This is a genomic window from Streptomyces sp. NPDC006872, from assembly GCF_040635845.1.
Taxonomy (GTDB): domain Bacteria; phylum Actinomycetota; class Actinomycetes; order Streptomycetales; family Streptomycetaceae; genus Streptomyces.
The window spans coordinates 557899-571717 of the sequence record NZ_JBEYIL010000001.1 but is presented as its reverse complement, the minus strand read 5'-3'; the positions used below and the strand labels follow the sequence as shown (position 1 = coordinate 571717).

Here is a 13819-nt window from a genome sequence, read left to right as displayed (position 1 = left end):
GTGGCACGACAGCCGTCTCGACGGCCTTGCGGACACAGCTGCGGCCGACGGCCCCAGGTGGGCGCTACTCCACCTCGATGCCGAAATCCTGAACGAGTTCCTCCAGGCCGCCCGTGTAACCCTTGCCGCCCAGGACGAAGTCCCAGTCCCCGTTCGGCCTTCGGCGGAAGGAGCCGAGCACCAAGGCGGTTTCGCGTGACCGGCCGTCGGAGACTTCGAGTTGTCCCAGCTCAGAGAGGACCGGATCGAGCAGGCGGATGCAGGCGTCCGTGAAACCGGAGAGGTCGGCGTCCGGGTTGACCTCCGGGTCGATGGCCGCCACGAGGACGAACCGGTCAGCCTCTTCGGGCAGGCCGTCGAAGGAGACGCAGATCGCGGCCTTGTCAGGTGCAGTGGCGGGAAGGGCACGCACTGAGCCGTCCGGCGTCTGCGGGTTGTTGAAGAAGACGAAGTGATCGTCACTGAGGACGCGGTTGCCACGGCAGACGAGAGCGCACACGTCCAAGGCGACGCTTCCGGTCCACGACATGCCCAAGACGTTGTAGTCGTCGGGCAGGCGAGTGTCCGGCACGGAGGGCGTCCGCTGGGCCGGGACTTGACGGCCTCCGTCGCCCAACCGCCCACGCAGTCCATGGCGATGCAACAGGTCGACGAGTTCGGGGCCCGAGATGAGTTCCAGTGGCTTGCCGTTGGCGAAGGTGTGCGAGCCGGGGCCGAAGCCCGACGTCGTCACGAGGACGCCCTTGTTGGCGCCGGCGTCCTGAACGGTTCCGTACAAGTCACGCACGGCGGTGGGCGGCACCGTGTTGCGGTAGCGCTTCACCTGCACGACGATCTTGCCGCCTCGGATCGGCGTCGGATCCAGCGCGTCGACGTCCACACCGCCGTCGTTGGAGCGCTGGGTGGTCACCGCCTGCATCCCCATGGCGCGGAAGAGATCGGCGACGAGATTCTCGAAGGCGATCGGGTCCATGGCGAACAGGTCCGGTTCCTCGTCGCTGCCGTGGGCGACAACGCGGTTCCCGACATCCTGCGGCCGTCTGCTCGGCCGCACGGGTGTGAGTTGGTCCGGTCGGGCCGAGAGCTGCCCGCGCAGTGCGTCGGCCAGGCAACTCCCTGCGTCGACCTGTGCCAGGTGCAAGTCACGGAACGAAGAGCGCGGGGCCATGACCGTGGCGAGGAACATCTGGCCCGGTCGGCCCGTCGTCGGGTCATGGCCATCGACGAAGCCGTTCAATGCCACTGACTCAAGCGCACCCAGCTCGTCTGCGCCGAACAGCTCGTGCAGGACAAGCAGCATGCACTGAGCCAGAACCTCCCTGTAGAGCGCGCGGCGCTGGCCTACGGGGCGGGGAGTCTCCTTGTCCTGGTCGACCCCGTACATGTACCGAACGGCCTTGGCCTCCGGCACGATGCCGTAGGCGGGCAACTCCCAGTCCAGCACCAGTTGCCGTGCCGCCGGGTCGTAGGCCGCCGCCACCTGACGTGGGAAACCCTCCGGCCATGCCGTCGAGGCGTAGAGGGCGGCGGAGAAGTACTCGATCACGGAATCGGGATCCTGGCGCCTTACGCCTTCCGTTATCGCCACGACGCCGGCGTTGTGGCGTCGTACATCAGCCAGCTGAGCATCGACCCACTGCTGGTACTCCCGCTGGTACGACGCCAGTTGTCGCTGTCGCTGAGCCTCCGCGGCCTGGGCGGCCTGCCAGTCGTGCTCGAAGCGCGCTCGTGCTTCGGCCTGCGCCTGGGCCCTGCGACCGGCAGTCCAGCCGCTCTGCGCCTGGTAGTGCTGGAGATCCGGCATGGGCACCGGCTGCGCCAACGGTCCTGGAGCGAAGGGCTGAACCTCCTCAGGTCGCATGAGCGAGGCAGCCCTGAAGGCCGGAGCCCGGCAACCCGAGGCGAGCAGACCTTGCAACGACGCCACCTGCGCGTCCAGTTCCTCCGTGCGCCGTAGCGCCTCCGCCTGCCGGTACTCGCGGTGGCTCTGGGCGGCTCGCCGCTGGTAGGCCCGCGCTTCCTGTTCGTGCTGTCTCCGCCGTCTGGCTTCGGTTTCCAGCTGGCGCTGCTGCTGCCGCTGCATCTCGGCCCAGACGCCGACAGAACCAGTAGAGCGACGACTCATGTGCTGCAGGCCCTCCCCCGGACGGGGGCAGCCGAAAGACGCTTTGGTTGTCCCCGCAACCAGCTGTAACGAGACGACTCTATCCAGCAATCACCGTCTCGCATATCCACTCGTCAGAAGTAGCCCGTTCGGGATATCCCCGCAGGTCAAGTGACTGGAGGGTAACCAGGACCGCGCCCCGCCGCGGTACCCGTCCGAGCCGTGCGCGCGCCCCGAATCGATTCCTGGAGCCACGGCACACGCCGTGCCGCCGCCCAAATTCGGTTGCCCCCGGCCGCCCGGCGGAGGCTAGATGGCTGACATGGCTGACATGGCTCACCCGGCTGACATCCAGGGCTCGTACGACGATCTCTTCACCGCGGTGCCCACCGCGCTCGCCGCGCTGCTGGACGGCGGGGACGCCGGTGGCTCGGCGGCCGTCTTCGTGGACGGCGAGCCGGTGGTGGACGTCTGGGGCGGATTCGCCGACGCGGAGCGCACGGTCCCGTGGCAGCGGGACACGATCGTCAACGTCTTCTCCGTCACCAAGACGATGACGGCCCTGTGCGCGCTGGTGCTGGCCGACCGTGGGGAGCTCGATCCGGACGCGCCGGTCGCCCGGTACTGGCCGGAGTTCGCAGCGGCGGGCAAGGAGGGGGTGCTGGTACGGCATCTGCTCTCGCACACCGCGGGCCTGCCCCACTGGGAGGGGTCGCTGGCGGAGGTCTACGACTGGTCCGCCGCGACGGCACGACTGGCCGCGACGGCGCCGCAGTGGGAGCCGGGCACCGCGGTCGGGTACCACTCGCTCACCCAGGGGTTCCTCGTGGGCGAGGTGGTACGCCGGATCACCGGCCGGAGCCCCGGGGAGTTCTTCGCCGGCGAGATCGCCGGACCGCTGGGCGCGGACTTCCGGATGGGGTTGCCGGCCGAGCACGACCACCGGGTGGCGGCGACGATCCCGCCGCCGTCCCACGACGAGGACTACGCCGCGAGCGCGCCCGGCGCCGCCGCCCCGACCGCCGGAACCGTGCTGCGGGTCCGCGACGGCAACAGCGTGGCCTGGCGTCGGGCGCAGATCCCCGCGGCGAGCGGATTCGGCAACGCCCGCTCGGTGGCCCTCGTGCAGTCGGTGATGGCCTGCGGGGGTTCCGTGCGCGGAGTGCGGCTGCTGTCGCGGGCGGGTTGTGAGCGCGCGTGGGAGGAGCAGTTCAGCGGCGAGGACCGTGTCCTGGGCATGCCGGTCAGCTGGGGCCTGGGCTATGGGCGGTTCGGCAGCACCTACGGGTGGGGCGGCTGGGGCGGCTCGCTGGTCGTGATCGAACCCGAGACGCGGATGACGGTCGCGTATGTGACGAACCAGATGCGCGAACCCGCCGACGACCAGCGGGGAATGGAGATCGTGATGGCCGCGTACGACGGGCTCAAGGGCCTTCAGGCGGGCGGCTGAGGGCGGGCGGCTGAGGGTGCTTTCCAGGGGTCGGGCCCGCCCCAGTCGCCCGACCCGACCCCGACCCGACCCCGACCCGACCCCGACCCGACCGCGACCCCGACCCCCGTCATCACCGCACTCCGACACCGGTTAAGGTAAGGCTCGCCTTAGTAGATGACCGGAAGCAGTGGTTGTGCGTACGTTGAAGTGGAAGGTCTCCGTGGTCTCCGTCGTGGTCGGAGGGCTGCTGGTCGGCTGTTCGTCCGCATCTGACAACGATGCCAAATCCTCTGGCGCGAAGGCCGACGGCGAGAAGAACCTCGTCGCCGGGGCCTCCGAAGGACCCTCCGCCGCGCCGAGCGCCCTCGCCGACGGCATGGGCGCGGACACCGACGCGGACGGAACGTTCCCGCGCACGGTCAAGCACTTCCAGGGCAGCACGACCGTCAAGACGGAGCCGAAGAAGATCGCCGTGCTCAGCACGGGACAGCTCGACGACCTGCTCAGCCTCGGCGTCGTCCCGACCGCCTCGACGCGCGCCGACAACGCCGGTCTCGTCCCGGACTATCTGACGGACGCCTTCCCGCAGTACAAGGCGAAGCTCGCCGCGATGACCGACGCGGGCACCCGTCAGGCGCCCAACCTGGAGTCCCTGGCGACCGCGAAGCCGGACCTGATCCTGGTCAACGACTCCCTCGGCGACCTCTACCCCAAGCTGTCGAAGATCGCGCCGACCGTCGTCACGGCCGGGCAGGGCATCAACTGGAAGCGGGACCTGCTGCTCGTCGGCGAGGCGATCGGCAAGGGGCAGGCCGCGCAGAAGCTGCTCGACGGCATCGTCGGCGACGCACGGACGAAGGGCGACGCGGTCGAGGGCGACCCGACCGTGTCCATGGTGCGGTTCACGCCGGACCGCACGCGCATGTTCGGCGTGTCGTCCTTCACCGGGTCGATCGCCGTGGACATGGGACTCTCCCGCCCCAAGTCGCAGCAGTTCACCGCCATTTCGCAGGACATCAGCGCCGAGAAGATCGACACCGCGGACGGTGACTGGATCTTCTACTCGGTCCAGGGCAACGCGAGCAAGACGGACGCCGCGAGCGTCGTGGCCGGGCCGCTGTGGAAGGGGATGGGCGCGGTGAAGTCCGGGCAGGCCGTCAAGGTCGACGACGACCCCTGGTACCTGAACGCGGGTCCGACGGCCGCGCGTCTGGTCGTCACCGAGCTTGCCGACCGCCTGACCAAGTGAAAGCCCAGTGAGACCCGAGTGAAACACCTCGCCTGGCCGGCGGCCGCCCTGCTGGTGGCCGTCGCGGCCGTGCTCAGCCTCGCCGTCGGCGCCCGGGCCGTGCCGCCGTCCGCCGTGCTCGACGCCCTGCTGGACGGCGGGAGCTCACCGGACGCCCTCGTCGTCCGGTCGCTGCGGCTGCCGCGGACCGAGATCGGGCTGACGGCGGGGGCCGCGCTCGGTCTCGCCGGGGCGGCCCTGCAGGCGGTCACCCGCAATCCGCTGGCCGATCCCGGCATCCTCGGCCTCAGCCAGGGCGCCGCGGCCGGGGTGGTCCTCGCCATCTCCCTCGGCCTCGCGAACGGCTTCTCGGGGTATGTCTGGTACGCCTTCGTCGGCGCCGTCGTCGCCGCGTGTCTGGTGTACGCGATCGCGGTCCGGGGCCGGGGCGGGGCCTCGCCGGTCAAGCTGGCGCTGGCCGGTACCGCCCTGTCCGCGATGACCGCGGGCGGCACGACCGTCGTCCTGACGTCGAGTTCGGCGACCCTCGACCAGTTCCGGTTCTGGCAGGTGGGCGCGCTGAGCGGACGCGACGCCGACACCGTCGTACGGATGCTGCCGTTCCTCGGGGCGGGCGCGCTGCTGGTGCTGGCGTGCGCGCGGGGGCTGGACGCGCTGGCCCTCGGTGACGAGACGGCCCGGGCGCTGGGGCACCGGGTGCACACGGTACGGGTGTGCGCGGCGCTCGGGGCGACCCTGCTGACCGCGTCCGCGGTGGCCGCCGCGGGGCCGATCGCCTTCGTGGGCCTGGCCGTTCCCCACCTCGCCCGCCGGGTCACACGGGGTGCCGCGCATCGGCTGGTGCTGCCGCTGTCGGCGCTGCTGGGCGCCGCGTTGCTGCTGCTCGCGGATGTGGCGGGGCGGGTGGTACGGGCTCCCGCGGAGGTACCGGCCGGGGTGATGACGGCGCTGGTGGGCGTGCCGGTGCTGGTGGTGCTGGTGCGGCGGAAGGGGACGGCGACGTGAACCCTCAGAAGGACGTCACGGCCGCACGCCCCAACGACGTCACGGTCGCACGGCCCAACGACGTCACGGCCGCACGCCCCCAGGACGTCACGGTCGCACGCCCCAAGGACCTCACGGTCCTGCGCCCCCACCCCCGGATCTCGGTCCTCCTCCATCGCCGTGCCGCCTACGCCGCCACCGCACTTCTGCTGCTCCTCGCCTGCGTCATGCTCGCCTCCGCCTGTTTCGGGCAGACCTATGTCCCGCCGGACGAGGTCTACCGCACCCTGCGCGGCGAGGCCGGCCCCTACGACCTGATCGTGGGCGAGCTGCGGGTCCCCCGTATCGCCCTCGGCGCCCTCGTCGGCGCCGCCCTCGGGGTGTCCGGGGCGCTCGTGCAGACGGTCACCCGCAATCCGCTGGCCAGTCCGGACGTGATCGGCGTGGGCCATGGCGCCGCCGCCGCGACCGTCCTCGCCCTCGCCACCGGCGCCGTCTCCTCGCCCGGTGCGATGCCGGCCGTGTCCGTCGTGGGCGGTCTCGCGGCCGCGGCCCTCGTCTACGCCCTCGCCTGGCGCCGTGGGATGCAGCCGAGCCGCTTCGTGCTCACCGGTGTCGGCATCGGCGTCGCCCTCTCCGCGATCGTCCAGCTCTACCTCGCCGACAGCGAGCTGGAGGCGGCCGAGCAGGTCAAGCTCTGGCTCACCGGCAGCCTCAACGGCCGCGGCTGGGAGCAGGCGGGGCCGCTCGCCGCCGTCCTGCTGCTCTCGCTGCCCGCCCTGGTATGGGCGAGCCGGGCCGTCCGTCCGCTCGGCCTCGACACGGACACCGCGGCCGCGCTCGGCGTTCGGGTGGACCGGGCGCGGCTCGGTCTGACGGTCCTCGGCGTCGTCCTCGCGGCGACCGCCACGGGTGCGGCGGGTCCGATCGGCTTCGTCGCGCTCACCGCGCCCCAACTGGCCCGCCGCCTCACCCGTACTCCCCAACTCCCGTTGGTGACAAGTGCGTTGACGGGTTCGGTCGTCCTGGTCGGCGCGGATCTGGCCGCCCGTATGCTGCTGCCGCCGCTGGAGATCCCGGTCGGCGCGCTGACCGCGCTGGTCGGCGGGCCGTATCTGCTGTGGCTGCTGGGACGGGAACCCAGGGGTGCCCGACGGCCCTCTTGAGGGGCATGAGTACCGACACGCTCACGGACGTCACCGCCGGCACGACCACCGGCGAGACCGCTGCCGCCACCGCCACCGCCGCCGACGGCACGAGGAGCGAGGGGTGGGGGATCGCGTACGCGTCCGTCGCCCTGCTCGTCCTCGGGGTGTTCGCGGCGTACGGGTTCAGCGCGGCCGAGAACGCGCGCGCCGAAGCCGAGTCGGCCGCCTGCCACGTCCTGGCGAGCACCTGGCCGATGTACGCGACCGCCTACGCCGGACTCCTCGCCACCCTCGCCGCCGCGGCGCTGGCCGGACGGCGGCTGCTGCAGCCGCTGCGCCCGCGCGGGCCGGTGCAGATGGCGGGGATGGCGCTGCCGGCGGCGCTGCTGCTCCTCGTCCTCCAGGTCGTGATCATCTGGACGCTGCACCAGCCGACGGGCGGGCCGGTCGACTGCCTGGGCTGACACCTGGGCTGAGCCCGTGTGCCGCCTCGCGACGAGGCAGGGCCCCCGGCGCGCGCGCCGAGGGCCCGGGAATCCAGACGGCGGTCAGATCGTCGACGTGTCGATCACGAACCGGTAGCGGACGTCGCTGGCGAGCACCCGCTCGTACGCCTCGTTGATCTCGTCGGCGCCGATCAGCTCGATCTCGGCGCCGAGGCTGTGCTCCGCGCAGAAGTCCAGCATCTCCTGGGTCTCGGCGATACCGCCGATCATGGAGCCGGCGAGGGTCTTGCGGCCGCCGATCACGGAGAAGAGGTTGAGGGAGATCGGCTCCTCGGGGGCGCCGACGTTCACCAGGGCGCCGTCCCGCTTGAGCAGGGAGAGGTACGCGCTGAAGTCGAGCGGGGCCGAGACCGTGGAGACGATCAGGTCGAAGGTGCCGGCCAGCTCCTTGAAGGTCTTCGGGTCGCTGGTGGCGTAGTAGTGGGCGGCGCCCAGCTTGAGGCCGTCCTCCTGCTTGCGCAGCGACTGGGAGAGGACGGTGACCTCGGCGCCGAGCGCGTGGGCGAGCTTGACGCCCATGTGGCCGAGGCCGCCCAGACCGACGATCGCGACCTTCTTGCCGGGGCCGGCGTTCCAGTGCTTGAGCGGGGAGTACAGGGTGATGCCGGCGCAGAGCAGCGGCGCGGCCTCGTCGAGGGCGATGCCCTCGGGGATGCGGACGACGAAGTTCTCGTCGACGACGACCTTCTCGGAGTAGCCGCCGTAGGTGGGCTCGCCGTCCTTGCCGACCGCGTTGTAGGTGCCCACGTTGCCGCCGGTGCAGTACTGCTCCTCACCGGCCTTGCAGCTCTCGCACTCCCGGCAGGAGTCGACGAGACAGCCGACGCCCACCCGGTCGCCGACCCGGAACCTGGTGACGCCGGGTCCCACCTCGGAGACGATGCCGGCGATCTCGTGGCCGGGGACCATCGGGAAGATGGCCTCGCCCCAGCCCTCGCGGGCCTGGTGGATGTCGGAGTGGCAGATGCCGGCGAACTCGATGTCGATCAGGACGTCGAACTCGCGCACCGCGCGGCGCTCGATCGTCGTGCGCTCCAGCGGAGCCTTGGCGGCGGGTACGGCGTACGCGGCAACGGTGGTCATGCCGGGGTTCTCCTTGCGGGGGGGGCGTCCCGGCCTGCCTTCGGGCCGGGTACGGCGCCCAGCCTGCCGGACCGCAGAGGATTCACCCAGGTCACACCTTTGCGTACGTCCGCTGTGCCTACCACTGGCGGGGTCAGGCTGCTGTACGTACGACCGGGAATACTGGACGGCATGGACGAACGCCCCGAACGCGCCGGCGCCTCCCTGGACCGGCGCGCCGAGCTCAGCGAGTTCCTGCGCACCCGGCGGGCCCGGCTGAAGCCCGAGGACGTGGGCCTGCCCGACTTCGGACGGCACCGCAGGGTGCCGGGGCTGCGGCGCGAGGAGCTGGCGCAGCTCGCCGGGGTGTCGGTGGCGTACTACACGCGCCTGGAGCAGGGCAACGGGCGGAACGTCTCGGCGGAGGTGCTGGACTCGATCGCCCGCGCGCTGCGGCTGACGGACGCCGAGCATGCGCATCTCACCCACCTGGCGAAGCCGAAGCACAAGAAGAAGCAGACGGCCCGGCCCCAGCAGGTGCGGCCGGCGCTGCGGCAGCTGCTGGACACGATGGACTCGGTGCCCGCGTACGTGGTCGGGCGGCGTTCGGAGATCCTGGCGTGGAACCGGATGGCGGCGGCGGTCTTCGGCGACTGGGCGGAGCTGCCGCCGGCGGAGCGCACCTGGGCGCGGCTGGTGTTCCTGCGCCCCGACTACCGGGACCTCTTCGTGGACTGGGAGCAGAAGGCGATCGACATCGTGTGCCACCTGCGCATGGACGCCGGCTGTTATCCGGACGACCCACGGCTTTCGGCGCTGGTGGGCGAGCTGTCGGTGAAGAGCGAGGACTTCCGACGGCTGTGGGCGACCCATGACGTCAAGGAGAAGAGCCATGGGGTGAAGCGCCTGAGGCATCCGCTGGTCGGCGAGCTCTCCCTGAACTTCGAGGGGTTCAGGCTGGCGGACGACGGCGACCAGTCGTTGGTGACGTACCACGCGGAGCCGGGCTCGCCCTCGGCGGAGGCGTTGCGGCTGCTGGCCAGCTGGGGCGCGGACGCGCGGCGGGCGGGCGCGGAGTCCCAGACCCCGTCCGCCTGACCGGGTCCCCGCGCCGCCGCCCCCGGGGCTAGCCCTGGTACGGCGGGGCCGCGCCCCACCCCCACTTCGGCACCGGCTGCTCGGCCGGGGGCTTGGCCTCGGGGCCGGAGAAGTGGACGGCGAGCCGGGTGCCCCACTCCACGTAGGCGAGGAACGCGGACCGGAACTCGGCGTCGGTCGGCAGACCGGCCTCGTCGGCGGCGTCCTGGATCAGGTTCACCCAGCGGCGGCGCTGCGGCTCGGTGATGTCCCGGCCGAAGTGCTTGGCGACCATGTGACCGTGGCCGCCCTGGGTCGCCGAATAGCCGTCCGGTCCGCCGAAGACCTCCGCGAGCCAGAGGGCGACGTGCTCGGCGTGCTCGGGTGCGAGACCGGCGAAGACCGGCGCGAGGAGGTCGTCCTGAAGCACCTTCGCGTAGAAGGCCTCCGTCAGCCGGGCGAAGGCCTCCGCGCCGCCCGCCCATTCGTACAGCGTGGGCACGGCGGAGCCCGTCCCGCGCACCGACGTGGCCTTGTAGTGGCGCATCTCGTCGATGTCCCCGATGTACGGGCGGATCTCCGCGAGGAAGGCCGGGAACAGCTCCGAGGTCCGGAAGCCCTTGAGGTGGTCCTCGGTCGAGGTCCAGGTGATCCGCAGGATGAAGTGTTCGAAGTCCTCTTCGCAGCGGGCGAGTTCGTAGTCGACGCAAGTCGGCGAGGCCGCGAGGCGACTCGCGGCCCGGGTGTACGCGGCGAGGAACTCCGCCGACCTCTCCTCAGGGATGCGATAGCGGATGTACTCGACCGTGGCGGATGGGGTGGATGTGGTCTCAGATCCCGTCATGGGGCCACGCAAGCACGAACCGCCCGCCGGAGGCTTCCCTTCCGGCGGGCGTTCGCTCAGCGCTCAGCGAACCGGTCGCCTACCTGCCGTAGTACGCGTCGTACACCGCCACCGACCCCGTGTTCCCCTTCCGGTCGGCGACCTCCGCGCGGAAGGAGATCGACTGGCCGGCCGCCGGGTTCAGCACCGTGATGCGGCCGGCGATCACCGGGGTCTTCAGCCAGGTCGTGCCGTGGTCGTACGACACCCACACCGCCAGGGAGCGCAGGTTCGTGCCCCTGGCCGCGCCCTCCACCGTGATCGGCACCAAGGCCTTGCGGCCCGCCTCGACACGGCTGTCCGGGCCCGTCACCGCGCCGAAGCGGACCGTCGAGGCGGGGAGGACGGCCACCTCGTCGCCCGTCGGGCGCTTCGAGCGGAAGGTCCAGCTCGCCGTCACCGAGCTCGTCGCCGTCGCCACCGCCGCGCTTCGGCGCACCGACGTCGTCAGGGTGTAGCGCGCGTCTCCCGCCGGCACCTTGAACGACTCGTCCCCGAACAGGGGGTCCTTGTTCGTGCCGAGCTTTGCGCCGTTGCGGTAGAGGGTGGTCTCCGCCTCCGTGAACGCGGACGAGCCCACATGACCGGACGAGTCGGCGAACAGGGGGAGGAAGCCGTAGAGGGTGTCGGCCTCGCGGAACAGGCCGTAGTCGGTCTCCAGGTGGGGGCCGATCACCGCCCTGTTGAAGGTGTTCCGGTAGCTGCGGCCCGGCTTCAACGCCCTTGGGTCGCCCTGTGTGTAGTACACCTCGGCGATCGGCAGGCCGTCCTCGTCCTTCGCGTCGCCGTACTGCTCGAAGTCGACGCTCCACCGGATCCGGTCGGAGGTGGACAGATACAGCGTGCGGGTGCCCGGCAGCGGCTGGGCCACCGGCAGGCCCAGGACCAGGTCCTCGGGGAAACTGCCCCAGACCGTGAGGCCGCCCGTCCTGCCGGGCGCCGACGCGCCCAGGGTGTTCTGCGTCCTCGCCAGTTCGGCCGCCTTGAAGTGACGGACCTTCGCGCCCTGGACGGTGGGCGCCTTCGCCGTCGTCGCCACGTCGTACTCCGCCGTCGCGCCCTTCGCCCACTGGCCGCTCCAGGTCTGCGTCAGCCCGGTCGTCCGCGGGCCCAGGTGGGCCATGCGCAGGTCGGCGAAGGAGCCCAGGCTCAGGCCGACGCCGACGCCCGCCGGGTCGTGGAGGTAGGAGATCGTGGCCGAGAGCGGCTTCGCCGACGGGTCCGGGACCGTGATGTCGGCCGCCTTCGTCCGCCTCGCGTCGATCGTCACCGTCGTGTCCCGGGTGACGTTCAGCTTCGGCTGGACCAGCCAGTCCACGCCTCCCTCGAAGTCGACCAGGTCGGCGGCGATCCACGCGTCCAGCAGGTACGTGCCCTTGGGCAGGCGCAGGGTCGTCGTGCCGGAGGCCGCCGCCGGGGCCTGGTACACGCGGTCCGTCGCCAGGCCCGTGTAGCCGAGCAGGGCCGTGTCGTAGCCGGGTGCGGGGCCGCCGTCGCGGCCGATGTGCTTCAGCGTCACGTCGTACGACTGCACCTCGCGCTGCACGGCGGCGGCCGTTCGGACGGACCGGCCGCCGCCCGTCGCCGTCACATAAGCCGAGTACGCGCCGTCCAGCGTCCCGCCCAGCCGGGTGTCGACGGTCACGCCCACCGTCGCCGTTCCGGCCGCCGGGACCGTCACCGTCCTCGCGGCCGGCTTGTAGAAGCCTGTGGGCGCCGGGCGGCCCTTGGGGTCGGTCGCGGTGACCGTCAGCTTCAGGGTGACGGCCTTCGGCCCCAGGTTGCGGTACGTCAGCTGCTTCGTCAGCGGCCGGTCGTCCGGGTGCGGCCACGGCTGGACGCCGAAGCTCAGCGACACCGGGTCGGCGACGACCGTCTGCCGGATCGCCTGGTCGACACGGATCCGGCCCGAACCCTGCTCGAACGGCGTGGACTTGCCGCCGCTGCCACTGCCACTGCCGCCGCTGCCGGCCTTGGCCGAGCCGACGAGCGCGCCCTTCAGCTCCGCGTACGTCCAGTCCGGGTGCTGCTGCTTCAGGATCGCCGCCGCGCCCGCCACATGCGGGGTCGCCATCGACGTACCGGACAGGGTGAGGTAGCCCGCCGGTTTCTCGCCCGCCTCCTGCGCGAGGAAGCTGCCGTGCGCGGAGGCGGCCGTGATGTCCACGCCGGGCGCGGTGACATCGGGCTTGATCGCGCCGTCGCCGACGCGCGGGCCGGTGCTGGAGAACTCCGCGAGCCGGTCCTTGCCGTCGACCGCGCCGACCGTCAGGGCCGCGTCGGCGGTGCCGGGCGAACCTACCGTCTCCGGACCGGAGTTGCCCGCCGCGATGGTGAAGAGGATGCCCTTCTCGGTGGACAGCTTGTTCACCTCCGCCTCCATCGGGTCGACTCCCGGGGTGTCCGGGCCGCCGAGGCTGAGGTTGACGATGTCGGCGCCCTGCTCGGCCGCCCAGTCCATGCCGGCGATGATCGAGGAGTCCTCGCCCATCCCCTCGTCGTCCAGCACCTTGGCGTTGAGGAGCTTGGCTCCCGGGGCGACGCCCCTGTACTTGCCGGCGGACTTCGCGCCGGTGCCGGCCGCGGTCGACGCGACGTGCGTGCCGTGGCCGAAGCGGTCCCGCGCGTCGGCGGCGGCGGAGAAGTTCCGCTCCGCGATCACCTGGTCCTTCAGGTCGGGGTGCGCGGTGTCGATGCCGGTGTCCAGCACCGCTATCCGCACGCCCTTCCCGTCGTAGCCGGCCGCCCACGCCTTGGGGGCGCCGATCTGCGGGACCGACCTGTCGAGGCTCGCCCTGCGCACCCCGTCGAGCCACACGTGCGCGACGCCGGCGGCCGCTTCGTCGCCTTCGGTCACCGCGTCCCACAGCTCGGGGGTGTCCTGCTGCGGGGTCTGCACGGCGTCCGCGTTCAGGGACTTGAGGGTGCGGCGCAGGGTGCCCGCGTCCCGGACGTCGGCCTTGGCGGCCGTGGCGGCGCCCTGGTAGCCGACGATGACCTTCAGCGCCGTGCCGTTCGCCGCCGTGCCGTTCCCGGACGACCTGGCCAGCTCGGTGGTGTCGAACAGTCGGCGGTCCAGCTTGCCCGCCGCGACCAGGAAGGCGGCGTCCGCCGGGACGACGAGGGTGTGCCCGGCCCACCTGCGGATCTGCACGGGGATGTGGGACCGCCCCGGCGCCCGCGACAGACCGACGACCCGCCCTGCGCCGTCCACCGTGACGCGGTCGCCGGTGATGAGGGTGAGGTGCTGCCGCTCGACCTCTCTGGTACCGACCTCTGTTGTGGACCGAGCTGCGACCGGGCCGACCGAACCCGCGACCGACAGCACTACGAAGACGACCGACAACCGGACATGCTTCAAGACACGCTTCATG

The 13819-nt window shown here is 71.7% G+C and carries 10 protein-coding genes; 6 read left to right on the top strand and 4 right to left on the bottom strand.

All coding sequences use genetic code 11. The features are described from left to right. Positions 1–64: 64 nt before the first annotated feature. On the bottom strand, positions 65–2125 hold the full coding sequence (locus tag ABZ725_RS02675; protein WP_358800982.1) for a restriction endonuclease: 2061 nt from the start codon (positions 2123–2125) through the stop codon (positions 65–67). Positions 2126–2417: 292 nt separating this feature from the next. On the opposite strand from ABZ725_RS02675, the gene ABZ725_RS02670 reads away from it, so the two are divergent. From ABZ725_RS02670 to ABZ725_RS02650, 5 genes are all read left to right on the top strand, one after another. Continuing rightward, the gene (locus ABZ725_RS02670; RefSeq protein ID WP_358800981.1) at positions 2418–3554 is read left to right on the top strand and encodes a serine hydrolase domain-containing protein; all 1137 of its coding nucleotides are present in this window, start codon (positions 2418–2420) and stop codon (positions 3552–3554) included. A gap of 175 nt (positions 3555–3729) precedes the next feature. Then, positions 3730–4785: an iron-siderophore ABC transporter substrate-binding protein gene (locus ABZ725_RS02665; protein ID WP_358800980.1), complete on the top strand. Its 1056-nt coding sequence runs from the start codon at positions 3730–3732 to the stop codon at positions 4783–4785. 18 nt (positions 4786–4803) lie between these two features. After that, complete coding sequence (locus ABZ725_RS02660; RefSeq protein WP_358800979.1) at positions 4804–5790, top strand: iron ABC transporter permease; 987 nt, start codon at positions 4804–4806, stop codon at positions 5788–5790. Positions 5791–5909: 119 nt separating this feature from the next. Continuing rightward, complete coding sequence (locus tag ABZ725_RS02655; protein WP_358801362.1) at positions 5910–6935, top strand: iron ABC transporter permease; 1026 nt, start codon at positions 5910–5912, stop codon at positions 6933–6935. A 5-nt stretch (positions 6936–6940) separates the two neighbouring features. After that, positions 6941–7381 carry a hypothetical protein gene (locus ABZ725_RS02650; protein ID WP_358800978.1) on the top strand — a complete coding sequence of 147 codons (441 nt, stop codon included), beginning with the start codon at positions 6941–6943 and terminating at the stop codon, positions 7379–7381. 84 nt (positions 7382–7465) lie between these two features. Here the strand turns inward: ABZ725_RS02650 and ABZ725_RS02645 are convergent, their stop codons facing one another. Then, on the bottom strand, positions 7466–8506 hold the full coding sequence (locus ABZ725_RS02645) for an NAD(P)-dependent alcohol dehydrogenase (RefSeq protein ID WP_358800977.1): 1041 nt from the start codon (positions 8504–8506) through the stop codon (positions 7466–7468). 171 nt (positions 8507–8677) lie between these two features. Here ABZ725_RS02645 and ABZ725_RS02640 point away from each other — a divergent pair, with 171 nt between their 5' ends. After that, positions 8678–9583 carry a helix-turn-helix transcriptional regulator gene (locus tag ABZ725_RS02640; RefSeq protein WP_358800976.1) on the top strand — a complete coding sequence of 302 codons (906 nt, stop codon included), beginning with the start codon at positions 8678–8680 and terminating at the stop codon, positions 9581–9583. Between the two features lie 28 nt (positions 9584–9611). On the opposite strand, the gene ABZ725_RS02635 is transcribed toward ABZ725_RS02640, so the two are convergent. Both ABZ725_RS02635 and ABZ725_RS02630 read right to left on the bottom strand, forming a co-directional pair. Beyond that, complete coding sequence (locus tag ABZ725_RS02635; RefSeq protein ID WP_358800975.1) at positions 9612–10406, bottom strand: antibiotic biosynthesis monooxygenase; 795 nt, start codon at positions 10404–10406, stop codon at positions 9612–9614. Between the two features lie 79 nt (positions 10407–10485). Then, positions 10486–13818: a S8 family peptidase gene (locus ABZ725_RS02630; RefSeq protein ID WP_358800974.1), complete on the bottom strand. Its 3333-nt coding sequence runs from the start codon at positions 13816–13818 to the stop codon at positions 10486–10488. Position 13819: the final 1 nt, after the last annotated feature.

What these genes read in the sequence shown, in the direction of transcription:
- ABZ725_RS02650 (WP_358800978.1), top strand. Translation starts at nt 6,941, where the DNA reads ATGAGTACCGACACGCTCACGGACGTCACCGCCGGCACGACCACCGGC.
- ABZ725_RS02640 (WP_358800976.1), top strand. Translation starts at nt 8,678, where the DNA reads ATGGACGAACGCCCCGAACGCGCCGGCGCCTCCCTGGACCGGCGCGCC.
- ABZ725_RS02675 (WP_358800982.1), bottom strand. Translation starts at nt 2,125, where the DNA reads ATGAGTCGTCGCTCTACTGGTTCTGTCGGCGTCTGGGCCGAGATGCAG.
- ABZ725_RS02670 (WP_358800981.1), top strand. Translation starts at nt 2,418, where the DNA reads ATGGCTGACATGGCTGACATGGCTCACCCGGCTGACATCCAGGGCTCG.
- ABZ725_RS02645 (WP_358800977.1), bottom strand. Translation starts at nt 8,506, where the DNA reads ATGACCACCGTTGCCGCGTACGCCGTACCCGCCGCCAAGGCTCCGCTG.
- ABZ725_RS02635 (WP_358800975.1), bottom strand. Translation starts at nt 10,406, where the DNA reads ATGACGGGATCTGAGACCACATCCACCCCATCCGCCACGGTCGAGTAC.
- ABZ725_RS02630 (WP_358800974.1), bottom strand. Translation starts at nt 13,818, where the DNA reads ATGAAGCGTGTCTTGAAGCATGTCCGGTTGTCGGTCGTCTTCGTAGTG.